Origin of the sequence: Staphylococcus sp. ACRSN, assembly GCF_022346615.1 — a bacterium.
In the GTDB taxonomy this organism is placed as follows: domain Bacteria; phylum Bacillota; class Bacilli; order Staphylococcales; family Staphylococcaceae; genus Staphylococcus.
This window is the reverse complement of the sequence record NZ_JAKRNS010000008.1, coordinates 93,411-118,989: the sequence shown is the minus strand read 5'-3', so window position 1 is coordinate 118,989 and position 25,579 is coordinate 93,411. Positions and strand designations below refer to the sequence as shown.

Sequence of the window (25,579 nt, the reverse complement as noted above, 5' to 3'; positions counted from 1 at the left end):
ATGAATCTTTATATTCATTTACTGGTTTTTTTATATACCATATTTCGTATTGTTGACTCGATTTCGAATTAATATATTCTCGATCTTACTCTTCGACTGACAATGCTTTTTCAGAAGTCTCACCAAAATACGCCATAAATACATGTGTTGTTACATAAACAGAAACTACTTTATTTTAAATTTGTACTTTATTATGCGAAAGGAAGTTATTTTCTATATTGATAAGTATATTATACCAATTTGATAATGTACTAACGATTGAGGTGAAACAAAGGGGAACGAGTGGTTTGTGTGAAGATTATTTGAACGAATCATACTACAAGAATGTTTACATGTTCAAAATCGTAAGATTTTAAAAATAAAAGAGAATTAATCTCTATTTTTTTACATTAATTTTGGTGAAAGTTTCAAAAGTATGAAATTATTTATGTATATATATCCATGAATAATTCATATTTATGATTTTTGGTATTTCAAATCATAGCTATATAATATTAATTTAAACATTGGAAATTATTGCAACGTATTTGATATAACATTTTTGTTAGATGAAGAAATATGGATTTAATTGTAAAGATGGGACTTTGATTGTATAATTATGAACAGTAAATAAAAAATAACTTAATTATATATGTGTTAAAATAAATTAAGAAACAGATAATTTAACCATAGTATTTTGCACGTGTTACAAAGGAGGCTCAAGAATATGAATCATGATTACAAACAAACCTTCGAAAAAGTAAAACCCTGGCTACTTACTTTTTTGTATGTAGCGATTTTTATTGCACTTTATTTGATTTATGGAACTGGAGATACGCAAAATAACTTTATTTATAATGAGTTTTAATGAAGGAGACAACAATGAAAGACATTATTCAATCATTAATTGATATTGAAAAAAACGACGCGAATCAAATAGCAATTAAGCATAATGATGAAACATTAACTTATAGTGATTTAAGCCGTTATTCAAATAAATGTGCTGACATGATATCAAATACTACAAAACCTGTAGTGATTTATGGTCATATGTCGCCTTTTATGATTGTAGGTATGATAGGTGCAATTAAGGCAGGTTGTGGTTATGTGCCAATTGATACATCGATACCACAAGATAGAATTGATGCAATTATTCGAAAAGTAAATCCTGAGTATATTATTAACACGACTAATCAAGATGATATGTTTCAAAACCTCAATTTGATAAATGTAAAAGCAATAGTCAATTATAAAGAAGTTGATTATTTTGAAAGTCGAATGAGAGCGAAAGATATCGCTTATATTATTTTTACATCAGGTTCTACGGGAGAGCCGAAAGGTGTGCAAATTGCATATGATAGCTTAAATGAATTTATAGATTGGATGGTTAAACTTAATCAGTTGGGTGATAAACAACAATGGTTAAATCAAGCACCATTTTCATTTGATTTATCAGTTATGGCAATTTATCCATGTTTAGCTACTTCGGGTACATTAAATTTAGTAGATAAAGCAATGATTAATAAGCCAAAACTTTTGAATGAAATGCTGCTCGAATCATCTATAAATGTATGGGTGTCTACACCTTCCTTTATGGAGATGTGCTTAATGTTACCAACGTTAGAAGAAAATAAATATTCGAGTCTGAAGGAATTCTTTTTCTGTGGAGAAGTGCTCGCACATAGGACGGCTAAAATGTTGAAACAAAAATTCCCATCTGCGTATATCTATAATACATATGGGCCAACAGAAGCAACAGTCGCAGTTACAAGTATTCTCATCAATGATGAAATATTAAATACTTACAATCCATTACCAGTTGGTGAGGCTAGACCTGAAACAGTATTGAGTTTATCTGATAATCAAGAACTCATTATTACAGGAAATGCAATAAGTAAAGGTTATTTATCTGATCCGGAAAAAACAAATGAAGTGTTTAAAATAATTAATGATAGACGAAATTATTATACAGGAGACAAAGCTTCTTATAGAGATGGATATTGGTTTATCAATGGACGTTTAGATTTTCAAATTAAACTAAATGGTTATCGAATGGAAATTGAAGAAATTGAATTCCAATTGAGACAATCACAATTGATTAGAGATGCAGTCGTTATACCAAATTATCGGGAGAATAAAGTCACACATATTAATGCTGTGGTTATTAAAGCTGATCATATTGTTGGAAATGAAGATGAGCAACAATTAATTCATGATATTAAAAGTGAGTTAAAACAACACTTGCCAGATTATATGATACCAAAAAGGTTGATGTTTACCGACCGATTACCTCTAACAAATAATGGCAAACTAGATCGTAAACAGATTGCAGAGGATTTTGCATAATGACACCATATGGCACATTTACATTTTTTCTCATAGCAATCATTGTATTATTACCAGTGATTATTTTAGGTTTTTTAGGTAAAAGAAGTCATATTTACAATGGTTTAAGTACATTGTTTATGATACAGCTAATTTTTTCGTCGACAAAACATAACTTCTTTGATCAATCATTTTTAAGTGTAGCGTTTGTCAATCTTGTCATTTACGTGGTGTGGCAACTATTAATTATTATGTTTTATTGGAAGTCACGATCAATAAAGAATACATTTAGCAAATTTTTCATGGTTATTACACTCTCAATTTTGCCACTAATCTTAGTAAAGGTGATGCAAAGTACGCTATTAGGAACAGCACAAATTAAGTTTCATGAAAGTAAAGTTGTTGAACTCATAGGATTTTTAGGAATTTCTTATGTGACGTTTAAAAGTGTGCAATTATTAATGGAAATTCGAGATGGTTCAATAAAAGAAATTGATTTTTGGAAAATAGTGCAATTTATTACTTTCTTTCCAACAATTTCGTCAGGACCAATTGATCGATACAAACGTTTTGTAAAAGATGAACATGTAGCTCCTAGTAGCAATGAATATAAATTATTAGTAGAAAAAGCAATACATTATATCATGCTAGGATTTTTATATAAATTTATTATTGCGCATATACTTCATGTCTATGCGATTACACCATTATTAATGGACCTTCATGGATTTACTGCGAAATGGTTATATATGTATGCCTACAGTCTATATTTATTCTTTGACTTTGCAGGATATTCGCTATTTGCGATTGCTTTTAGTTATTTATATGGCATAAAAACACCACAAAACTTTAATAAACCATTTAAAGCTAAAAATATAAAAGACTTTTGGAATAGATGGCATATGTCTTTATCTTTTTGGTTTAGAGACTGTATATATATGAGAGCTTTATTCTTTATGTCTAAGAAACGATTGTTAAAAAGTCAATTTGCCATGTCAAATATCGCATTTTCATTGAACTTTATCATAATGGGAGTCTGGCATGGGATAGAAAGTTACTATATTTTATATGGTATTTACCATGCAGCATTATTTATTGGTTACGGTTATTACGAAAGGTGGAGAAAACAGCATCCACCACGTTGGCAAAATCAATTTACTACAATTTTAAGCATTATAGTAACGTTTCATTTCGTTGCATTTGGTTTTCTAATCTTTTCTGGAAAACTTTATTAAAAAATAGGAGGAATTTAAAACATGGAATTTAAAGCGCAAGTATTAAATTTATTAGAAGAAGTAACTGAAAATAAGATTGTGAAGGAAAATCCTGATGTCGCGCTTTTTGATGAAGGGATTATTGATTCGTTTCAAACTGTTGGATTGTTATTAGAAATACAAAATAAATTGGATATAGAAGTATCAATCATGGATTTTGATAGGGATGAATGGGCAACACCTAATAAGATTGTAACGGTACTAGAAACATTAAGATGAAATTAAAAGCATTTATACCTATTATAGTAAGTGTCATTATATTTGGTGTTTTCTTATTGTTACCTGCAAGTTGGTTTGAGGGTTTAATAAATAATAAAACACTAGAAGAACAACGTATTAATATATCAGATCAAGTATTAAAAGGCACAGAAATACAAGATAAAATGTTTGAATCTGATAAATATTATCCAATTTATGGTTCAAGTGAACTTGGTAAAGATGACCCATTTAATCCTGGTTTATTATTAAATAATAAACAAAGAGCACCTAAAGCACCTTTCTTAATTGGTACAGGTGGCTCTACGGATTTAGTGAACGCTGTAGAGGCTGCATCACAATATCATAATTTAAAAGGAAAGAAAATGGCGTTTATTATTTCGCCACAATGGTTTACAAATAACGGTTTAACCAATGTGAATTTTAAAGCACGTGTTTCAGATGCACAAATAAATCAATTATTTATGCAATCTGGTATGAGTAATGAATTAAAACAAAGATACGCTACGCGATTATCACAATTTAAAGATGTAAAAGATAGATATTATTTAAAAGAAATGAAGAAACATCCTAATAAAGTAAAAGGAAGTTATTTATCCTCATTTAAAGCACAACAGTTGAAAAAAATTGAAGCGATCAAATCTATTTTGCCTGTTAAGCCTTCACCTTTAGCACAAGTAGATCCAATTAATGATAAAGGTAAATCATGGAAAGGTTTAACGGATTTAGCTGAAAAACACGGTCAATCCCAAACGAAATCTAACAACTATGGAATTCGAGATGAATATTGGAAATTGATTAATAGTCACAAAAGAAAAATAAATCGAGATTATGAATTTAATGTTAATTCACCAGAATTTCAAGATTTAGCATTGTTTATTGATACTATGAATGAGGCGGGTGCGGATGTGGAATATATTATTTTACCGTCTAATGGAAAATGGTATGACCACATAGGTATTAAACAAGAACGACGTCAAAAAGTTTATAACAAGATAAATCACACAATCACACAACGTGGTGGAAAAGTATATAATATGACGGATAAAGATTATGAACCATATGTGATTAGTGATGCTGTACATGTTGGTTGGAAAGGTTGGGTCTATATTAGTGAAAATATAGCACATCATATGAACGGTAATGACAATCACAAAAATCATAAACCTTCCAAATTAGAAAAGCATACTCAACAAAAATAAAAAGAGAACTGTATAGTAATTAAACAATTGCTTTGTAAAGCAGTAATTATGTAAAGTTGCTAGGTTGTCATTCTAAAGAGTCTCTTGAATATTACGTATGAATCAATTCAATATACAAATAAAAACGGTAAATGCTATCTTCAATAAGATAGCATTTACCGTTTTTCTTAAGTTAGAATATACTATATTCTAATAACACTTGTTTATTGTGTCTATAATTGATGGTGTGTGATTATCATGAATTGTAATTGCAACAATTTGCTGTTTATTAGAATACTTGTTCTACTTCAATGACACCAGGTACTTCTTCATGTAAAGCACGTTCAATCCCTGCTTTTAACGTGATTGTTGAGCTAGGGCATGTACCACAAGCACCATGTAATTGTAATTTAACAATACCATCTTCTACATCTACAAGTGAACAGTCACCACCATCACGTAGTAAGAATGGACGCAATCTTTCAATAACCTCAGCTACTTGATCAAACATCGTTGCGTTTTCAGTTGGCATGGAAATGCCTCCCTTCCAAGTAAATAATTTCATGTTATACTTATCTTTTTATTATAATAGATATATGTTGAAAAATCTATAAATGAAAACAAAAGGGGATAGATAAACGATGAATAAAGCGAGTGTTGTTGTTTATGGTGCAGATATTGTATGTGCGAGTTGTGTTAATGCTCCAACTTCACAGAATACGTTTGAATGGTTACAGCCGTTATTAAAGAGAAAATATCCAGATACTTCATTTGAATTTACTTATATTGACATTGAAAAAGATACTGAAAACCTGACAGATCACGATCAGCAATTTATTGAACGTATTCAACAAGATGAATTGTTTTATCCATTAATTACAATCAACGATGAATATGTAGCTGACGGATACATTCAATTAAATCAATTAACGAAATTTATGGAACAAAGATAGCTATTCAAATATTTTATCAGCGGGTTAATTAAATAGTAGAAATAAAAAACAGTGAAGTATTCTAGTCATAACTAGTACGCCTCACTGTTTTGATTTATTGATATTTTCATTTGTAAAATATAGATTAAGCTACTTTATCCGTTATGGTATTTGTACAACCATAGTACACCAGATTTTAAGATTGAAGCTAAACGGCCAGTTACAGTTCTATCCATAATGTAAGCAAAACCTTTTTTATCTCCTAAAGAACCTAAGAAACCTTGGATTTTGATTTCTGGCATTTTTTCAGGTAGAGGTTTGTCTTGCCATTGTAACTTCATAACATCAGCGATTTGATCACCTTGTGCTTCTGCTAATTGTGCACTTGGTGCGTGAGGTAATTCTGCACAGTCACCAACAACATAAACATTTGGATAAGTTGGAACTTGGTGATATTGATTTAAAATTACTCGACCACTCTTACTAATGTCAATTGGTAAGTTTCTTACTAATTCTACTGGTTGAATACCTGCAGTCCAAACAATTAAATCTAATTCTTCAGGAACATCATTATTGTAAATACGCCCTGGTTCTACACGATTGATGTCAGAATTAGGTATAACTTTAACATTGTTTTTTCTAAACCATTTTTCTATATAAGTACTTAATTTTTCAGGGAAGCGACTTAAAATACGCTCTCCTCTATCATAAAGATAAATATCCAAATCTTCACGACTTTCTCTTAATTCACTTGCAAGTTCAATCCCACTTAATCCAGCACCTACGATACCTACTTTTGCACCATTAGGCAATTCACTTATATGGTGGAAAGTTTCACGTGATTTAGATAATGTTTGGATACTGTGTGTGTATTCTTCAGCACCCGGGACGTTATGGTATTTATCTTCACAACCAAGACCGATAACTAATTCATCATAATCTACTTTAGTATTTCCCACTGAAACAATTTGATCATCCAAATTAATATCGTTAATTTCTCCATAAACATTATTTAATCGATCAGAATTAGGGAAACTCATACGAATATCTTTATCAGATTTCGTACCTGCAGCTAATTCATAGAATTCTGGCTTTAGCCCATGATAAGGCATGCGATCGATAAGTGTAATGTTATAATTTTCTGGAAGCGCATTTGGTAAAATATGTGACATTATACGCATATTTCCGTAACCGCCACCTAAAAGAACTAAATTTTTCATTATTAATATACCCCTCTAGTAAAAATTGTATTGAACATTTGATAAAAGCATTGCGAGTTGAGCTGTGAAAAGCATAGTGTCTTATCAATTATGCATCAATGTAAGTTATTAAATATAATGTGGTTAAATCATATTTGTCTTATATTGATATACCAATTTTTTATAAACAGCTTACTTAAATACATTATATGCTTTTTTGTATGGTTCTACAAATAAGTTATAGTAATAAAGGGCTATCATGAAAACGATTTAACTAGTATATGAAGTAGTGAGTAAACCTAACTATTGGCGATATAGCGCGTATTACATAATTAGTTGTATATGATGTCATATTACACAAAAAAATATTGTTAAAAAATGATATTATTTATAAAAATAGTTATAGCTTACAAGCAAGCATGTGTCGTAAATTGAATGAATTTGTTATAATTGTATAACTGATAATTAATGAGAGGGTGTATTATGAATCCAATAGTAGAGTTCTGCATTTCGAACTTAGCGAAAGGTGGAGACTATGTATACAATCAACTGGAAAATGATCCAGGTGTAGATGTTTTAGAATATGGTTGCTTACAAAATTGTGGCATATGTTCTAGTAGCTTGTATGCATTAGTGAATGGTGATATGGTTGAGGGTGAATCGCCAGATGACTTATTACAAAATATTTATGCGCATATAGAAGAAACATGGATTTTTTAGGGAGGTAATAATTATGGCAGTAATTGACGTAACAGAAGCTGCAGCATATGAAGTTAAAGATATGTTAGAACAAAATGAGATGGCAGACGGTTACTTAAAGGTTAAAGTAAATGGTGGTGGATGTACGGGCCTTACTTATGGCATGTCTGCTGAACCAGAGCCAGGTGAAAATGATGAAGTATATGAATTTCATGGCTTAAAAGTATTGATAGACAAAATGGATGCACCAGTCTTACAAGGTACAACTATAGATTTCAAACAGTCATTGATGGGTGGCGGTTTCCAAATTGATAACCCAAATGCAATTGCTTCTTGCGGTTGTGGAAGCTCATTTAGAACTGCTAAAGTTGCAGGAACACCTGAAGACTGTTAATTAATTAACAGGTTATCGTTTCGTTAAGTAACGTTAACCTGTATCTTTTAATTGTTTATGTGAAAAAATAAACAATATATGCGTTAGCGCTTGAAAATCAAGTATAAAAACTATAAAATTAGTATTGGATGAAAAATGTCTTTTTTGTGACTTACATAAATACAATTAGGGTATAGAAAAAGACTTATGCAACAAATAATATATGAAAGCTTAGGTGAATGAAATGGCTCAAGATCGTAAAAAAGTTTTAGTTTTAGGCGCTGGTTATGCAGGTTTACAAACTATCACAAAATTACAAAAGCAAATTTCAGCAGATGAAGCTGAAATTACGTTAATTAATAAAAATGATTACCACTACGAAGCAACATGGTTACATGAAGCTTCTGCAGGTACAATTAGCTATGAAGATTTACTATATCCAGTTGAAAGTGTTTTAAATAAAGACAAAGTTAACTTTGTTAAAGCTGAAGTTACTAAAATTGACCGTAACGCTAAAAAAGTTGAAACAGATGCTGGTATCTTTGATTTTGATATTTTAGTTGTAGCATTAGGATTTGAAAGTGAAACATTTGGTATTAAAGGAATGAAAGAACATGCATTCCAAATTGAAAATGTTTTAACTGCTCGTAAATTATCTCGTCACATCGAAGACAAATTTGCTAATTATGCATCTTCAAAAGAAAAAGATGATAATGACTTAGCTATTTTAGTTGGTGGCGCTGGTTTCACTGGTGTTGAATTCTTGGGTGAATTAGCTGATCGTATCCCAGAATTATGTAACAAATATGGTGTAGAACAAAGTAAAGTTAAAGTAACTTGTGTTGAAGCTGCTCCAAAAATGTTACCTCAATTCTCTGATGAATTAGTTAACCATGCTGTAAGTTACTTAGAAAGTAAAGGCGTTGAATTCAAAATTGCTACACCAATCGTTGCGGCTAACGAAAAAGGATTTGTAGTTAAAGTTAACGATGAAGAACAACAATTAGAAGCAAACACTGCTGTTTGGGCAGCTGGTGTGCGCGGTAGCCAATTAATGGAAGCTTCATTCGAAGGCGTTAAACGTGGCCGTATCGTAACTAAACAAGATTTAACTATCGAAGGTTACGATAACATTTTTGTAATCGGTGATGTATCAGCATTTATTCCTGCAGGTGAAGAGCGCCCATTACCAACAACTGCTCAAATCGCTATGCAAGAAGGTGAACACACAGCTAAAAATATTAAAAATATCTTAGAAGGTCAACCAACTCAAGAGTTCACATATGTTGACCGTGGTACTGTATGTTCATTAGGTTCTGGAGACGGTGTTGGTGTTGTTTACGGTAAAGATATCCAAGGTAAAAAAGCTGCCTTCATGAAGAAAGTAATCGATACGCGTGCCGTGTTTAAACTTGGCGGTATTGGTTTAGCATTCAAAAAAGGTAAATTTTAATATCTGAATTTAATAAGTCACATAGGCTTAAAGTATGTGAGTCATTAGTAAAAAGACCTGTCTTTCAATAAGATGGGTCTTTTTGTTAAATTGAAAAATAAAAACTTTTAAAAACATGAAAAGTGAGGGAATATGATGAAATCAACTATTCAAACTAATGCAAAAACACATCATTCAACGTTAATCATCGGAGTACCTGAACATATTAATCAACTAGAAGACATAAAGTTAAATGATGAAATTATAAACGATAAAATAGAACAATTAAAACGTACGCATATTGTAAGTAGTAATATCGGCAAGGTTAGCTCAACACATTTTAATTTAAGTGGTAATGATTATAAAGTGATTGCTGTAGGTTTAGGAAATTTAAAAGAGGCAACAAGTAATCAATATTTAAATATATTTGGCGAGTTATTTCAATTTTTAAAAAGTGAGCGAATTACTGAAGCTGACATTTTATTTGATACTTTTAGATCAAAAATATTTGAAGATGTACAATTAGCTGCTTTGTTAGGGCAACAAAGTGAAGCTGCTATTTATCAATTTGACGGTTATAAAACAAATAAATCTGCACCTTATGAACTTGAATTGGATATTCATAGCAGTACTGCTTCAACTGAAGCACTGCAAATAGCACTTGATAGAGGTTCTATATTGGCAAATGCAATAAATCTTTCTAGAGACTATAGTAATATACCACCCAATATATTGACGCCATCTTATTATGCACAGTTAATAGAGAATCATTTTAAAGATAGCGATGTAACAGTTGATGTCAAAGATGGCGATACATTACAACGTGAGGGCTTTGGATTGATTCATGCAGTTGGTAAAGGCTCAAAACATAGTCCGAGACTGATTACATTAACATATAATGGAACTTCAGAGGATCAATCACCTGTAGCACTCGTTGGAAAGGGTATTACTTATGATTCGGGTGGTTATTCAATCAAATCTAAAACAGGTATGCAAACAATGAAGTTTGATATGTGTGGTTCAGCAAATGTTGTAGCAATGATTGATGCAGTAAGTAAACTTAATCTGAAGATTAACATTGTTGGTGTTATTGCGGCAGCTGAAAATATGATTAATGAGATTGCGATGAAACCAGATGATGTTTATACAGCTTTAAGTGGAGAAACGGTAGAGGTACTAAACACAGATGCAGAAGGAAGACTTGTCTTAGGTGATGCAGTTTTTTATGCAACTCAATTTCAACCTGAAGTTATTTTAGACTTTGCAACATTGACTGGAGCAGCTATTGTAGCATTAGGAGAAGATAAAGCGGCAGTGTTTAATAACAATGCTAGTTCTGAGTTGTCGGAGATATTATCACTGGCCTCACAACGTGATGAATATGTATTTGAATTACCAATGACAGATACAGAAAGAAAATTAATTAAAAAGAGTGATGTCGCAGATTTAGTAAACCATACCAATGGACAGGGAAAAGCATTATTTGCAGCTACATTTATTAATCATTTTGCTGGAAATGTACCACACATGCATTTTGATATTGCAGGGCCCGCGACGACGAATAAAAATAGCTATAAAGGACCAAAAGGACCTACAGCATTCCTTGTAACAACGATTGTGGATTGGTTATCAAATCAAAGATAAAATAAACTATTGGCTATAATGGGGTGAGGTATTCAACGCAATAAATAGTAATATTTGGTTATACCGATATTCTTCTAGTGGTATAAATGATGTGTACACTATAATAGATTAAAACATAGGATTGACAATTTTAATTGAAATTGGTACTATTATCTTCGTGATACTTTAGTTCGATAACGTGATAAAGGAGTTATGTTTTGTGATCAATGCAGTTGTTATAGCAGTTGTACTGATGATTATACTTTGCTTATGTAGGCTTAACGTGGTAATCAGTTTATTTGTCAGTGCATTAGTAGGTGGATTAGTTGCAGGTATGAGTGTATCTGACATCGTTTCCGTATTTGGTAAAAATATCGTTGATGGTGCCGAAGTTGCATTAAGTTACGCTTTATTAGGTGGCTTTGCGGCACTGATTTCATATAGTGGTATTACTGATTATTTAGTAAATAAAATTATTAATAGTATACACGCTGAAAATAGTAAAATGTCTCGAGTAAAAGTAAAGGTTATCATTATTATTGCCTTATTGGTACTTAGTATAATGAGTCAAAACTTAATTCCAGTACATATTGCATTTATTCCTATCGTTATACCGCCGTTAATCAGCTTGTTTAACGATTTGAAAATTGATCGAAGACAAATCGGTATTATTATAGGATTTGGTTTATGTTGGCCATATGTACTTTTACCATTTGGATTTGGTCAAATATTCCATCAAATTATAGACAATGGTTTTACAAAAGCACATCATCCAATTGAAATGAGCATGATTTGGAAGGCGATGATTATACCTTCATTAGGGTATATTGTCGGTTTGATTTTAGGTGTGTTTTATTATAGAAAACCAAGAGAATATAATGATCGTAATGAAGAAAGAAACAATGATGATATTGTTATTAGACCTTATGTGCTTGTCGTTACTATCGTTTCTATCATTGCAACTTTTGTTGTCCAAACTTTAACAGATTCTATGATATTTGGCGCATTAGCCGGTGTTTTAATATTCTTTATATCACGTGCATTTAAATGGACAGAATTGGACAAAAATTTTGTTGAAGGTATAAAGATTATGTCATTTATTGGTGTTGTTATTTTATCTGCGAATGGTTTTGCAGGTGTAATGAATGAAACGGGTGATATTACGAAACTTGTGCATAGTTTAAGTGGTATAACTGGTGATAATAAATTGATTAGCATTATTGTGATGTATATAATTGGTTTAATTGTTACGCTTGGTATCGGCTCATCATTTGCGACAATTCCAATTATAGCTACTTTATTTATTCCATTGGGAGAATCATTAGGATTAGATACAATGGCGTTGATTGCATTGATTGGTACAGCAAGTGCATTAGGGGATTCAGGTTCACCTGCCAGTGATTCAACTTTAGGACCAACAGCAGGACTTGATGTTGATGGTCAACATGATCACATTCGAGATACATGTATACCGAACTTTATATTTTATAATATACCGTTAATAATTTTTGGTACTATTGCTGCTATGGTATTATAGGTAGTATTAAGTATTGAATGAGGTGTCAATTATGACAAATATGATAGATACGTTAGAAATGAAAGTTGTAAAAGAAGGTCATGGTGAAATTATAATGTCTATGCCAGTAACTGATAAAGTGAAACAACCTTTTGGTTACTTACACGGTGGTGCGAATTTAGCATTAGGCGAAACGGCTTGTTCAATTGGAGCTGCACATATTATTGATACTGAAAAATTTATACCTTTAGGTTTAGAAATGAATGCCAACCATATTAGCTCAACTATGGAAGGTACCGTTTTTGCAACTGCAACAATCTTACACGAAGGCAAAACAACACAAGTATGGAATATTGAAATTAAAGATGATTTTGACAGGCTAATTAGTGTTATGAGAGGCACAATTGCCATCAAGCCACGGAAGTAAACTATATAAAATACGCTTAATACTTAAAATGTGTGATTCGAGACACTTATAATAAGTATTAAGCGTATTTTTAATTTTATTAATATAAAATTTGTAAAAGAGTCTATGATACAGTCGTTTTATGAGTTTTATCTATAAATGCACGGGTAATTCTTATTGCTGATTCTCTACCACCCATTATATTTCTGGCAAAAGGACCTAACTCTAAATCAGCTAATCCACCAGAAACATATAAATTTGGTAGCCACTCAAGTTGAGAAGAGATATTTGGTAAACCGCAACTCCGAAGCGGTGCTTTGTGTATTTTAATTAATTGTTGAATGATCGGTTGTTGCATAATTGTCTCTTCAAAGCCTGTAGCAAAAATTATATAATCGTATAATAATTGTTGATGTTCAGTAATGATTTTATGATTTTTTATTTTTTTTAGTTCATTCACGTGTATGACAAGACGCCCTTGCATCACATATTTCTTTAGCCTCAATTCTAATTCTTTAGGCATTGAGCCTTTGTGCCTTTCAGCTAAAATTACGCTTTTCTTTTCAGTTGAATTTTCAAGTTGACTAAATTTTTTCATATTTCTTGGACCAAGCCATCCAGAATCAGCATCGAAATCGTGTACTGCTAATGGCTTGTTTGTCCATAAATGAATTTGACTTTGATTTTGTTTTAATAATTTTAAAGTTAAATGTGCTGCAGTAATCCCACTACCAATCACATGAGAGGTATGAGCATAATCTTTATATGTATTATCAAAAATATGAGAAACATCTGACGCGTCTTTATAACTCTGCGGTGTTTTTATTTGATGATTACAACCAAAAGCAATAATAACATTTTCCGAAATGATGCATTGTTTATTGTCACAATGTAAATGCCAAAATTCTGCATCCTTATCTACAGCAGTAACAGTAGTTTGTTTGTGGCTTTTATTTAAATCAAATTTATGGATTAAATCATGTGTATGATACATAAACATTTCTCTGTTAGGTCTTTGATATTTCCCATAAGATGGATTAGTAAATTGTTTGATTTTAGCAAATTGCTTTAAATGAAAAGGGTTCGGATGTACATGATGAACACAAGGTGAACGCAAATAAGGCATCTCAATTCTTGATGTGAATGTATTAAATTGTTCACAGAGGTTGGAATGTGGATCTATAATACATAAATCTTTTGTATCTAAACCTTGTTCTCTAAGTTTCAGTGCAATTGTTACAGCTTGTATGCCACCACCTATAATAGTCCATTTAAACATAAAATATAACCTCCTTGTAAAACGTAACTATTACGATTTAATATATCATTATATATATTTGAAGGCAAACTATAAATAAAAAGGTTATTTTGTGAAAGTTTAAGAAAAAAACCCATCAAAGTTGATGGGTTTTTTTATATTCCAAGTATATTATAATTTTGTATCTTTTAAATCTTGTTTGATTTCATCTAATTTAGTTCTTTTAGAAGGAGGGGTATTTAAATTATAAGCTGCTTTGATAATTAAATGGCTGGCAAGTGGACCTGTTATTAAAATGAACAATATACCTATGATAAGTTGCATGTTTACATATCCATCTCTACCAATAAAGAATAGGAATACACCACTTATAAGTAGCATTGCACCAAGTGTAGCTGCCTTACCAGCTGCATGTGAACGAGAATATACATCGTCTAAACGAATCAATCCAATCGCTGCGAGTGCGCTTATGATAGATCCTAACACAACGAGTATTAATGCAATACTAATGATTATCGTCCCTGTCATGGTCAATCACCTTACCTTTATCCATATATTTTGCAAAGACTGCAGTACCTAAAAAAGCTAATATACCAATCATTAAAATGGCTACAATTAAGTATTTTGTACCTAAAAAGATACTAAATAGTGCGATGATAGCCATTAATTGAATCCCCATTGCATCTAAAGCAACGACACGATCAGCTAATGAAGGTCCGATTATTACTCTAACCAACATTGCTAGCATAGATAAAGCTACGATAATCAATGCGATAATAAGAATAATATTATAGTTAAACATTATTCGCCCACCTCTCTTACTACTTTTTCTAGAGATGACTTAATACCTTCTGTTTCTTCTTCTTTCGTACTGAAATCTATCGCATGTATGTAGATTTTAGTACGATCGTCACTAATACCAAGTACAATAGTTCCAGGTGTTAAAGTGATCAGGTTAGATAATAGTACAATTTGCCAATCTTTTTTTAAATCTGTTTGATAAGTGAAAAAAGCGGGTTCATTTTTAATTGTCGGTTTAATAATAATACGAATTACATCAATATTTGCTTTGATGAGTTCTATGATAAATACAATGAATAATTTAATGATTTTATAGACTGTAATAATATAAAATCTACCTGGCAATACGCCGCGCATTAAATAAACTAATAGTAATGCAAATAAATAGCCGAGTATAAAATTATTAAATGTATAATTTCCTGTGATAAACAACCAAAATACAGAAAGCATTAGGTTCACAAGTATTTGAACTGCCATATTATTGTCCCCCCAATACACTTTCGATATAAACATTAGGATTATAGAAAGGTTCTGCAGCATCTTTGATAATAGGGTGTAATACATCAGCTGATAATCCAAAAATGACCGAAAGTAATACAGCAATAATTGCTACAGCTAACAGGCCTTTATATCTAAGTTGATGATTTACAACATAACCTTTAGGTTTTCCGAAAAATCCAAGTAAAAAGATTTTTATTACTGAATAAAGTACGACCAAACTAGATAGTAATACGACTATGCCACTAATATAGAAACCTTTTTCAAATGTAGCTTGAACGATATAAAATTTACCGTAGAAACCACTGAGTGGTGGAATGCCAGCAAGACTAAGTGCAGCGATAAAAAAAGTCCATCCTAATACAGGATAATCTTTTATTAATCCACCATAATTTCGTAAATCATGCGTTTTCGTTATCTTATACATCACACCAATTAAGAAGAATAAAGCGGCCTTAATTAACATGTCATGTAATGTGTAATAAATTGCCCCCATCATACCACTCTGATTCATCATTGAAACGCCAACTAAAATAACACCAATAGCAATCATTATGTTATAAATGATAATTTTTTTCGTATCATAATAACTAACTGCACCAACACATCCAAATATAATCGTCATTAATGCTAAAAATAAGATTGTATAATATGAAAAATTGGATGTATCTCTGAAGAATAGACTGGCTGTTCTCGCAATTGCATAAACACCTACTTTAGTTAATAGTGCCCCGAAAAATGCAATAATGGCAACTGGAGGTGCATAATATGCGCCGGGTAACCATATATACATAGGGAATACGCCAGCTTTTGTCGCAAAAACAAAGATAAACATTATAAATACAATACTAACTATACCTTTGTCTTGCGCAGAAATTTCGCTTAATTTCTGACTGATATCTGCTAAATTAAGTGTGCCAACTACTGAATACAACATTGCGACCGCAATTACAAAAAATGCAGATGAAGTTACATTAACTAATACATATTTTATTGTTTCACTCAGTTGTACTTTTGTACCACCAATTACTAAAAGGATATAAGATGACATCAAGAATACTTCAAAAAATACGAATAAGTTAAAGATATCACCAGTTATAAACGAACCGATTACACCAGTTAACATGAACATAATAGAGAAATAGTAGTAATACGTTTCACGTTCTAAACCTACAGATTGATAGGAGTATAGAATAACCAACATTGTAACAATTAAAGTCGTTATGACTAGAAGTGCACTGAATATATCAAGTACAAAAACGATACTATATGGTGCTGACCAGGAACCAAGTTCAAGTTTAATCGGTCCGTCTTTCAAGACATTATTTAAATTGATAAATGCAAATATCAATGTGATTGCAGTACCACCTAAAGCCACATAACGTTTTATAGTAGGGCGCTTACCTATAAATATTAATAGGATTACTGTAATCATAGGAATGATTAGTAAAGAAACGATAAGATTACTCTCTATCATCTTCGATCACTCCTTTCATACTTTCTACGTTGTCAGTTCCCAATTCTTTATAACTTCTAAATGCAAGTACAAGAAAGAAGGCAGTAACTGAAAATGATATTACGATTGCAGTTAATATTAATGCTTGTGGTATAGGGTCTACATATGAGGAAATACCCTTTTCATAAATTGGCACTTCTCCTTTTTTGAGTCCACCCATTGTAATTAAAAATAAATTTGCTGTATGTGTTTGTAGTGTTGTTCCAATAATGATGCGTATCAGACTCTTTGAAAGAATGAGATAGACGCTCATTGCAGTGAGAATACCACAAACAAAAATCATCACTATTTCCATTACTCATTCTCTCCAATCGATAAGATTATAGTCATTACAGTACCAACTACGGCAAATAATACACCTAAATCAAAAAATGTCGCTGTGTGTAATTCCATAGGTTTTAAAAAGAATAATGGTATTTCGAAAGGTTTATGTGTAAAGAAATTTTTATCATAAAACCAACTGGCCATCGGTGTCGCTAAACAAAATGTTAATCCAATACCGATTAACATTTTAAAATCCCAAGGGAAAATTTTACGCATTGTTTTAATATCAAAAGCAACGGCGATAATTACAAGTGCACTAGACAGTAGAAGACCACCTACGAACCCACCACCAGGTGTATAATGTCCTGCTAAAAATAGTGATAAGCCAAACATCACGATAAGAAAGAAAATGACGACAGCTGAATATTGAAAGATTAAGTTATTTTTCTGTCTCTTCAATATCATGACCTCCCTTATCTTTAGCTTTATTGTTATAGCGTAATTTAATCATTGTATATACGCCAAGACCTGCAATACCTAATACGGAAGATTCAAATAACGTATCTGTACCACGGAAATCAACGAGTATAACATTAACCATATTCGTGCCGTGAGCTAAGTCATAAACATGTTCTTTGTAAAATGATCCAATAGATGAAAAATGCCTATTACCATAAGCAATCAAACCAAGAACAGTAACTACAGCACCTGCGCCGACAGAAACAAGAACATTTATCCATTTGAAAGGCTGTGTTTCTTGGTGTCTGTTTAAATTAGGTAAATGATAGAAACAAAGTAAAAATAACGCTGTTGAAATAGATTCAACTACAAATTGTGTTAGCGCTAAATCTGGTGCACCAAAGAATATAAAGAATATGGCAACACAATAGCCAACGGCACTTGCCATGATAATACTGAATAATCTAGAATGTGCAAAAATTATCATAGATGCAGCTGTGATAATAAGTACAACGATGATTAATTCAAATGGTCTGATTTCACTTACATTTTTTAAATTAATACTAAATGGTGTCACGATAAGGGTCACAATAGTAATAATGATTAATGAAATAAAAATTATTACCAAGTTATTACGAGTAAAACCAGTAACATATGAGTTTGTAATCTGTTTAGATATGTTTGGTGTTACAGAACCGAATTTATCGTACCAATAGTTAATAGTTAGTTTTGTAGGTTGTGATTTAAGCAATTTTATCCAATAACTAAAAGTTAAAATCAAAAGACAACCAATAATATAAATCAATAAAGTAGATAAAAATGCTTGTGTGAAACCATGGAACATATGAAACTCAACAGGTGATGTCTGTTTCATACTTATTGCGTTAGTTGCTGGTGCTATTATGGATTCTGAAAGTATAGAAGGGAATAACCCAAATGTAATTACTAAAATAGCCAATGTAATAGGTGCAATTAGCATTAATATAGGTGCTTCATGCGGTTTGTTTGGTAAATCTTTTGGTTTATAAGTACCTAAAAAGACTTGTCCAATCAAACGTACTGCATAAACAAATGTAAAGATGCTACCTAAAATAGCAATAATCGGAATGAGTATACCAATTGAGTTCAAGCTAAATAAGTTAGCATGAGTTACTTCAATCATACTTTCTAAGAACTTTTCTTTTGATAAGAAACCATTAAATGGTGGGATACCTGCCATACTTAATGAACTAATGATTGTAATTGTAAATGAAATTGGCATAATAGTTAATAAACCACCTAATTTATTTACATTACGTGTACCTGTAGCATGATCAACCGCACCTGTAATCATAAAGAGAGCGGCTTTAAATGTTGCGTGATTGATTAAGTGAAAGACTGCAGCAGTATATGCAGCGATATAGAGTTGGCTATCAGAACCTTCAAAATGATAGCTTACTGCACCAATACCGAGCATCGCCATAATCATTCCTAGTTGAGAGACTGTAGAAAATGCGAGAATACCTTTCAAATCTTGTTGCTTTGTAGCATTTAATGATGCCCAAAACAAAGTGATTAATCCAATTCCAGTAACAGTCCATATCCATCCTTCAGAAATAGCAAAAATTGGTGTCATACGAGCGACTAAATAAAGACCAGCTTTTACCATAGTTGCCGAATGAAGATAAGCACTAACAGGCGTTGGTGCTTCCATTGCATCTGGTAGCCAAACATAAAATGGAAACTGTGCAGATTTAGTCATTGCGCCAATAAGTACAAGTATCATAGCAAATATGAAGAATGGACTTGCTTGTATATCTGCAATATGTTTAATCAATTGTTGAATGCTTGTTGATCCTCCAGCCAAAATCAATAAGATTAAACCACCGAGTAACGACAATCCACCGAACACAGTGACTAACATTGATTTTTGAGCACCATACAGGGAAGCTGGTTTTTCTCTCCAAAATGATATAAGTAAGAAACTTGAAAACGAAGTTAACTCCCAAAATAAATACAAGATAATAACGTTATCTGATAATACAACCCCTAACATTGCACCCATAAAGAGCAGTAAATAACAATAAAAATTTCCCAACTGCTCCTGTCGACTTAAGTAACTTATAGAATACAGTACTATTAGACTTCCAATTCCAGTTATCAGTATGCTAAATAGAAGGCCTAAGCCATCAAGATATAAATTGAAATTCATACCGAAATGCGGCATCCATTTCAACGATTGCATTACAGATTCACCTGACATGGTTGTCGGTATATATGATAAAAAATATATAAATAAGACGACGGGGATGGGTAATACAAACCATCCTATATGTATACGTTTATGAATACGGTATACAAATGGAATAATGAGTGCAAATATTAACGGTAGGAGTACCGCTAAATGTAACCAGCTCATTATCTTATCCTCCTTTTACATTTAAGTATAAGATTATTATACATGAATTAAACTATTCTGAAAAACGTCCCAGACCTTGAAATTGCTATGTTGAATGCGCTTATTAAATAAGAAGAAACAAGGTATTTTTATTCAAAATTTTGTTTATATTGAAGTCTATAATCTTCTTTTAAACGTTGTAGATTATCTAGAGATTTGTGAGCATGAGGTGTATTTTGTTCCTTTAACTTTTCTTCTAATGATGTTATTGCCTGTTGGAGTGAAGTAGTATAATCAAGTTGTTCAACATTAAATGTTCTGAGTTGAGATTTTGCTGCATAACGCTTTTCAAATTGACTTAATGCTTTTCTTTCATGAAAAAATACATTTTCAGTTGAAGTGGGATTATGTAAATCGCCTTGTTTTGGATGTTTTATCACTTGTTCAATTTGTACTAAGACTTGATTCTCATCTTCCTCAACTACTGATACACCATAACTTCCAGTTTTATGTGCAAATCGATATAACATAATTCATTTCATCCTTTCATATATGTTAGAATACATATATCATCTTAACATGAAATGGAGAATTTAAATGACGAACTATCCTCAATTAAACACAGAAATCAATGGTAATGAGATTAAATTAGTTATGCACACAAACAAAGGTGATATGACTTTCAAACTATTTCCAGACATCGCACCAAAAACAGTAGAAAATTTTGTTACACATGCTAAAAATGGTTACTATAATGGTGTCACTTTCCATCGTGTCATCAATGACTTTATGGTACAAGGTGGCGATCCTACTGCAAGTGGTATGGGTGGCGAAAGTATTTATGGAGGACCATTTGAAGATGAATTTTCATTAGAAGCATTTAATTTATATGGTGCACTTTCAATGGCGAATTCAGGTCCAAATACAAACGGTTCACAATTCTTTGTGGTTCAAATGAAAGAAATTCCAGAATCTATGCTAGGTCAACTTGCCGATGGTGGATGGCCAGAACCAATTGTAAAAGCATATGGTGAAAAAGGTGGTACACCTTGGTTAGACCAAAAACATACCGTATTTGGTCAATTAATCGAAGGTGAAAGTACATTAGAAGATATTGCAGCGACAAAAGTTGGCGCGCAAGATAAGCCTGTACATGATATCACAATTGATTCTATTGATATTGAAGAAAAATAATCAAATAATAGACTAGATAATTTGTAATAATAATTTAAGTATTCAGTTATGCAAAGTGTGTTTTACTTGAGAAACTGCGCTATATAAAGATGCAACAATTAATAGGTCAGTATGTCTAACAAGTGTAAATGATGAAGTATAACTGAAAATTGATCGTAAATTATAACGAGACAATAATAGGGTGGTGTAGCATGTTAAATCATTGCTACATCACTTTTTTATTTAATGAATTGAATTTTAATAATAGATAATAATAAATAAATCCAAATTCAATCTATTAAATGGACTTTTATACACTAAAATTAACAAATCGTGAAATTTTTCTATATTAATGTTAGTGCCTGCTTCTAATTTATGCTATTATAATAGTGTTAAGTAAAACGAAATAAGGGGTTATCACGTTGAATAATCACTATAAAGTAGGTCAACATGTAAAAGTTCGTGTGACTGGTATTCAACCGTATGGCGCTTTTGTAGAAACCCCTGACAATACTGAAGGTTTAATCCACATTTCTGAAATCATGGATGATTACGTCCATAATTTAAAGAAATTTTTATCAGAAGGTCAAATTGTAAGAGCGAAAGTTATTTCAATTGACGAAGAGGGTAAGATTAACTTTTCTTTAAAAGATAATGATTATTTTAAAAATTATGAACGTAAAAAGGAAAAACAATCAGTATTAGATGAAATTAAAGAAACCGAAAAATATGGGTTTCAAACAATTAAAGAACGCTTACCGGTTTGGATTAAGCAGTCCAAAAACGCGATTAAAGATGAATAATCATCTTCAAAACGCTAAGCATTTCTCGAAATTTTATACTTTTGAGAAGTGCTTAGCGTTTTTAATTCTAATTCAGTAGTCTCCTTATTTTTCCGTAAAATTAATCAGGATTGGTTTTGTATAAAATAGAAAATATACATGCGTAAGCATATTGTTTTTGTTTATAGTTAAAAGTGGTTAGAATTAAGAAGTATTAAATTTGATTTATAAGTATGTATTTAAATTAGGAGGATTTTTTATAATGGAACAAAAATTTCAACCTTTATTTGAAAAATTAACATTACCAAATAAAGTAGAATTAAAAAATAGATTTGTATTAGCACCATTAACACATGTTTCTTCAAATGATGATGGTACAATTTCTGAAGAAGAATTAAAATATATGGAACAACGTTCTAAAGATGTAGGTTTAGCGATTTCTGCAGCTAGTAACGTAACTGATATAGGTAAAGCATTTCCTGGACAACCATCTGTTGCACATGATACAGATTTAGATGGTTTGAAACGTCTTGCAAAAGTTATGAAAAAAAATGGTGCGCAAGCAGTTGTACAAATTCACCATGGTGGTGCACAAGCATTACCTAACTTAACACCAAATGGTGATGTTGCAGCGCCAAGTCCTATTTCAATGAAAAGTTTTGGAGAACAAGAAGCTCATGACGCGAGAGAAATAACAGTCGAAGAAATTCATGAGACAATTAAAGCATTTGGAGAAGCAACACGAAGAGTGATTGAAGCAGGATTTGATGGTGTTGAAATTCACGGTGCAAATCACTATTTGATTCATCAATTCGTTTCACCTTATTATAATCGTCGTGATGATGAATGGGGAGAAAATCGTCTTAAATTTGCATTAGATGTAGTAGACGAAGTTACAAATACAGTTAAGGCTCATGCTGATGAATCGTTTATTGTTGGTTATCGTTTTTCACCTGAAGAAGCGGAAACACCAGGAATAAGTATGGAAATTACAGAATCACTAATTAAGGCATTAGTTGAAAAACCGTTAGATTATTTACATGTATCATTAATGGATATTTATTCAACAACACGTGAAGGTAAGTATAAAGATCAACAACGCGTTAAGTTATTACATGAATGGATTGGTGGACGTATGCCACTAATTGGTATCGGTTCAATTTTCACTGCACAACAAGCGTTAGATGCAATAGAGAATACAGATGCTGATTTGATAGCATTAGGTAGAGAAATTTTATTAGACCATAACTTTGTTAGTAAAATTGAAGATGGCAAAGAGGATGAAATTATCTCTGAATTTGACGCTTCAAGATTAGATAAACATGAATTACCTAGTAAGTTATGGACGCAGTTTAAAAATGCATTCTATCCTTTACCTAGAAATGATGGTAAATAATTAAATAGATGAGATGAGTTAAAAGTCAGATATGTCATCGATAACATCATGTCTTTTCTTTATATGCGATATAGCATTTAATAGGACATGATTTATTGTGGGACATATCTGTTTTTTTAATTTTTAGGGCAAAATGATGTAGAGGATAATCAATCTATAGTTTGATGACATGCAAAATTAAATCTTTATAATCAAATTATGATATTAAAATGATTAGGATGATTTAACATGAATAAGTTAATGTATAGCAATCGACAATTGATAAACAGAATGAGTAGTAAAAGTAAGCCGTTATATCAATACATAAAAATTGATAATGTATATCAGAAACTTTTACAAGAATGGAAACCTATTTTTGACTAAAAGTAAGCTTTACTATAAAGAAAAATACAAATTTAAAATGATTAATAATGCATTATTTTGTAGAAAATATTAATATGAAATTTATTTAAAAAAATAATATTATAGGCTTGTATATAGCAAGGAAGTTATGTCATTATATATGTAAGGGCTTACATAATGTTGGACAAAATTAAACAGTACTTTTCAAGGCTTTTCCTAAATATTCATCTAGTAAATCTTGAATTCATAACTCTTTTTGAAAATAGTTTCAGTTTACGTTTAAATACGTTATGCTAGGAGTAAGTATTGTTAAAGAGTCTAAATGGCTCTTAAATTTAAACTAAGGGGAGATATCATGTCAAGATCAGAAGAAATCATTGAGTTAACAAACCATTATGGAGCATCAAACTATGTGCCACTTCCAATCGTTATATCGGAAGCTGATGGCGTATGGGTTAAAGATCCTGAAGGTAACAAGTATATGGATATGTTATCAGCATATTCAGCTGTAAACCAAGGTCATAGACACCCAAAGATTATTCAAGCATTAAAAGATCAAGCGGATAAAGTTACTTTAGTTTCTCGTGCATTTCATAGTGAAAATTTAGGTGAATGGTACGAAAAAATTTGTAAGCTTTCTGGTAAAGAAAAAGCTTTACCAATGAACACGGGTGCTGAAGCAGTTGAAACTGCATTGAAAGCAGCACGACGTTGGGCTTACGATGTAAAAAACATTGAACCTAATAAGGCAGAAATCATTGCATTCAATGGTAACTTCCATGGTCGAACTATGGCGCCGGTTTCATTGTCATCTGAAGCTGAATATCAACGTGGTTATGGTCCATTATTAGATGGATTTAGAAAAGTTGATTTCGGAGATATCGATGCAATCAAAGGTGCTATTACCGAAAATACTGCTGCTATTTTAATAGAACCAATACAAGGGGAAGCAGGTATTAATGTACCACCTGAAGGATACTTAAAAGCAATTAGAGCATTATGTGATGAACATAATATTTTATTTATAGCAGACGAAATTCAAGCAGGATTAGGTCGTTCAGGAAAATTATTTGCAACTGACTGGGATAACGTAAAACCAGATGTATATATCTTAGGTAAAGCCTTAGGTGGTGGCGTGTTGCCAATTTCAGTTGTCTTAGCAGATGAAGAAGTGTTAGGTGTGTTTACACCTGGGTCACATGGATCAACGTTCGGTGGTAATCCATTAGCGTGTGCTGTTTCTAATGCTGCATTAGATGTCATTGTAGACGAAGATTTACCTGGTCGTTCATTAGAATTAGGTGAATACTTTAAATCAGAATTACAAAAGATTAATCATCCTTCTATAAAAGAAGTTAGAGGTAAAGGATTATTTATCGGTATTGAATTAACTGAAAACGCAAGACCTTATTGTGAAGCATTAAAAGAAAAAGGTTTATTGTGTAAAGAAACGCATGATACAGTAATCCGATTTGCACCACCACTTATTATTTCTAAAGAAGAATTAGACTTTGCATTAGAAAAAGTTAGAAGTGTTTTTGAATAATTTTTAGTTAAG

Annotated in this window: 27 protein-coding genes; 16 read left to right on the top strand and 11 right to left on the bottom strand. The window is 31.7% G+C overall.

What is annotated here, in order from left to right:
* Nucleotides 1-706: 706 nt before the first annotated feature.
* Genes MHZ36_RS09120 through dltD form a run of 5 tightly spaced genes read left to right on the top strand, consistent with a single transcriptional unit; the run spans nt 707 to nt 4,996 of the window.
* Nucleotides 707-847 carry a teichoic acid D-Ala incorporation-associated protein DltX gene (locus MHZ36_RS09120; protein ID WP_239231177.1) on the top strand — a complete coding sequence of 47 codons (141 nt, stop codon included), beginning with the start codon at nt 707-709 and terminating at the stop codon, nt 845-847.
* Nucleotides 848-861: 14 nt separating this feature from the next.
* A complete protein-coding gene (dltA, locus tag MHZ36_RS09115) occupies nt 862-2,325 on the top strand; it encodes a D-alanine--poly(phosphoribitol) ligase subunit DltA (protein ID WP_239231176.1) in 1,464 nt (487 codons plus the stop codon).
* Nucleotides 2,325-3,539: a D-alanyl-lipoteichoic acid biosynthesis protein DltB gene (gene dltB / locus MHZ36_RS09110; RefSeq protein ID WP_239231175.1), complete on the top strand. Its 1,215-nt coding sequence runs from the start codon at nt 2,325-2,327 to the stop codon at nt 3,537-3,539. The genes dltA and dltB overlap by 1 nt, the downstream gene beginning before the upstream one ends.
* A 21-nt stretch (nt 3,540-3,560) precedes the next feature.
* Nucleotides 3,561-3,797, top strand: coding sequence for a D-alanine--poly(phosphoribitol) ligase subunit 2 (gene dltC, locus MHZ36_RS09105; RefSeq protein ID WP_239231174.1), 237 nt, complete (start codon nt 3,561-3,563; stop codon nt 3,795-3,797).
* Nucleotides 3,794-4,996 carry a D-alanyl-lipoteichoic acid biosynthesis protein DltD gene (gene dltD, locus MHZ36_RS09100; protein WP_239231173.1) on the top strand — a complete coding sequence of 401 codons (1,203 nt, stop codon included), beginning with the start codon at nt 3,794-3,796 and terminating at the stop codon, nt 4,994-4,996. Before dltC ends, dltD begins: the two co-directional genes overlap by 4 nt.
* A 268-nt stretch (nt 4,997-5,264) precedes the next feature.
* On the opposite strand, the gene MHZ36_RS09095 is transcribed toward dltD, so the two are convergent.
* A complete protein-coding gene (locus MHZ36_RS09095; protein ID WP_042739763.1) occupies nt 5,265-5,507 on the bottom strand; it encodes a NifU family protein in 243 nt (80 codons plus the stop codon).
* A gap of 109 nt (nt 5,508-5,616) precedes the next feature.
* Here MHZ36_RS09095 and MHZ36_RS09090 point away from each other — a divergent pair, with 109 nt between their 5' ends.
* Complete coding sequence (locus tag MHZ36_RS09090) at nt 5,617-5,928, top strand: YuzD family protein (protein WP_239231172.1); 312 nt, start codon at nt 5,617-5,619, stop codon at nt 5,926-5,928.
* 134 nt (nt 5,929-6,062) lie between these two features.
* Here the strand turns inward: MHZ36_RS09090 and MHZ36_RS09085 are convergent, their stop codons facing one another.
* Nucleotides 6,063-7,127 (bottom strand): NAD(P)/FAD-dependent oxidoreductase, encoded by a 1,065-nt coding sequence (locus tag MHZ36_RS09085; protein ID WP_239231171.1) that lies wholly within the window; start codon nt 7,125-7,127, stop codon nt 6,063-6,065.
* A gap of 462 nt (nt 7,128-7,589) precedes the next feature.
* Here MHZ36_RS09085 and MHZ36_RS09080 point away from each other — a divergent pair, with 462 nt between their 5' ends.
* From MHZ36_RS09080 to MHZ36_RS09055, 6 genes are all read left to right on the top strand, one after another.
* A complete protein-coding gene (locus MHZ36_RS09080) occupies nt 7,590-7,826 on the top strand; it encodes a YuzB family protein (protein ID WP_239231170.1) in 237 nt (78 codons plus the stop codon).
* A 13-nt stretch (nt 7,827-7,839) separates the two neighbouring features.
* Nucleotides 7,840-8,199, top strand: a complete 360-nt coding sequence (locus MHZ36_RS09075) for a HesB/IscA family protein (RefSeq protein WP_239231169.1) — start codon at nt 7,840-7,842, stop codon at nt 8,197-8,199.
* A 223-nt stretch (nt 8,200-8,422) separates the two neighbouring features.
* Nucleotides 8,423-9,631: an NAD(P)/FAD-dependent oxidoreductase gene (locus MHZ36_RS09070; protein WP_042739768.1), complete on the top strand. Its 1,209-nt coding sequence runs from the start codon at nt 8,423-8,425 to the stop codon at nt 9,629-9,631.
* Nucleotides 9,632-9,766: 135 nt separating this feature from the next.
* The gene (locus MHZ36_RS09065; RefSeq protein WP_239231168.1) at nt 9,767-11,254 is read left to right on the top strand and encodes a M17 family metallopeptidase; all 1,488 of its coding nucleotides are present in this window, start codon (nt 9,767-9,769) and stop codon (nt 11,252-11,254) included.
* Nucleotides 11,255-11,453: 199 nt separating this feature from the next.
* A complete protein-coding gene (locus MHZ36_RS09060; RefSeq protein ID WP_239231167.1) occupies nt 11,454-12,770 on the top strand; it encodes a Na+/H+ antiporter family protein in 1,317 nt (438 codons plus the stop codon).
* Between the two features lie 31 nt (nt 12,771-12,801).
* The gene (locus MHZ36_RS09055; RefSeq protein WP_239231166.1) at nt 12,802-13,176 is read left to right on the top strand and encodes a PaaI family thioesterase; all 375 of its coding nucleotides are present in this window, start codon (nt 12,802-12,804) and stop codon (nt 13,174-13,176) included.
* A 103-nt stretch (nt 13,177-13,279) separates the two neighbouring features.
* On the opposite strand, the gene MHZ36_RS09050 is transcribed toward MHZ36_RS09055, so the two are convergent.
* From MHZ36_RS09050 to kapB, 9 genes are all read right to left on the bottom strand, one after another.
* Nucleotides 13,280-14,434 carry an NAD(P)-binding domain-containing protein gene (locus tag MHZ36_RS09050; protein ID WP_239231165.1) on the bottom strand — a complete coding sequence of 385 codons (1,155 nt, stop codon included), beginning with the start codon at nt 14,432-14,434 and terminating at the stop codon, nt 13,280-13,282.
* A 150-nt stretch (nt 14,435-14,584) separates the two neighbouring features.
* Nucleotides 14,585-14,941, bottom strand: coding sequence for a Na+/H+ antiporter subunit G1 (locus MHZ36_RS09045; RefSeq protein ID WP_239231164.1), 357 nt, complete (start codon nt 14,939-14,941; stop codon nt 14,585-14,587).
* Nucleotides 14,919-15,215: a Na+/H+ antiporter Mnh1 subunit F gene (gene mnhF1 / locus MHZ36_RS09040; protein ID WP_239231163.1), complete on the bottom strand. Its 297-nt coding sequence runs from the start codon at nt 15,213-15,215 to the stop codon at nt 14,919-14,921. The genes MHZ36_RS09045 and mnhF1 overlap by 23 nt, the downstream gene beginning before the upstream one ends.
* Nucleotides 15,215-15,691, bottom strand: a complete 477-nt coding sequence (gene mnhE1, locus MHZ36_RS09035) for a Na+/H+ antiporter Mnh1 subunit E (protein ID WP_239231162.1) — start codon at nt 15,689-15,691, stop codon at nt 15,215-15,217. Before mnhE1 ends, mnhF1 begins: the two co-directional genes overlap by 1 nt.
* A 1-nt stretch (nt 15,692) precedes the next feature.
* Nucleotides 15,693-17,189 (bottom strand): Na+/H+ antiporter subunit D, encoded by a 1,497-nt coding sequence (locus MHZ36_RS09030; protein WP_239231161.1) that lies wholly within the window; start codon nt 17,187-17,189, stop codon nt 15,693-15,695.
* Nucleotides 17,176-17,523 carry a Na+/H+ antiporter Mnh1 subunit C gene (mnhC1, locus tag MHZ36_RS09025; RefSeq protein ID WP_239231160.1) on the bottom strand — a complete coding sequence of 116 codons (348 nt, stop codon included), beginning with the start codon at nt 17,521-17,523 and terminating at the stop codon, nt 17,176-17,178. The genes MHZ36_RS09030 and mnhC1 overlap by 14 nt, the downstream gene beginning before the upstream one ends.
* A complete protein-coding gene (locus MHZ36_RS09020) occupies nt 17,523-17,951 on the bottom strand; it encodes a Na(+)/H(+) antiporter subunit B (RefSeq protein WP_239231159.1) in 429 nt (142 codons plus the stop codon). Before MHZ36_RS09020 ends, mnhC1 begins: the two co-directional genes overlap by 1 nt.
* Complete coding sequence (locus tag MHZ36_RS09015) at nt 17,932-20,349, bottom strand: Na+/H+ antiporter subunit A (RefSeq protein WP_239231158.1); 2,418 nt, start codon at nt 20,347-20,349, stop codon at nt 17,932-17,934. The genes MHZ36_RS09020 and MHZ36_RS09015 overlap by 20 nt, the downstream gene beginning before the upstream one ends.
* 128 nt (nt 20,350-20,477) lie before the next feature.
* Complete coding sequence (gene kapB / locus MHZ36_RS09010) at nt 20,478-20,858, bottom strand: sporulation phosphorelay system protein KapB (protein WP_239231157.1); 381 nt, start codon at nt 20,856-20,858, stop codon at nt 20,478-20,480.
* 67 nt (nt 20,859-20,925) lie between these two features.
* On the opposite strand from kapB, the gene MHZ36_RS09005 reads away from it, so the two are divergent.
* From MHZ36_RS09005 to MHZ36_RS08990, 4 genes are all read left to right on the top strand, one after another.
* The gene (locus MHZ36_RS09005) at nt 20,926-21,522 is read left to right on the top strand and encodes a peptidylprolyl isomerase (RefSeq protein WP_239231156.1); all 597 of its coding nucleotides are present in this window, start codon (nt 20,926-20,928) and stop codon (nt 21,520-21,522) included.
* Nucleotides 21,523-21,923: 401 nt separating this feature from the next.
* Nucleotides 21,924-22,304: a S1 domain-containing post-transcriptional regulator Ygs gene (ygs, locus tag MHZ36_RS09000; protein WP_042739782.1), complete on the top strand. Its 381-nt coding sequence runs from the start codon at nt 21,924-21,926 to the stop codon at nt 22,302-22,304.
* A gap of 241 nt (nt 22,305-22,545) precedes the next feature.
* Nucleotides 22,546-23,679 (top strand): NADH-dependent flavin oxidoreductase, encoded by a 1,134-nt coding sequence (locus MHZ36_RS08995; RefSeq protein ID WP_239231155.1) that lies wholly within the window; start codon nt 22,546-22,548, stop codon nt 23,677-23,679.
* 697 nt (nt 23,680-24,376) lie between these two features.
* Nucleotides 24,377-25,567: an ornithine--oxo-acid transaminase gene (locus MHZ36_RS08990; RefSeq protein ID WP_239231154.1), complete on the top strand. Its 1,191-nt coding sequence runs from the start codon at nt 24,377-24,379 to the stop codon at nt 25,565-25,567.
* The last annotated feature ends 12 nt before the right edge of the window (nt 25,568-25,579 follow it).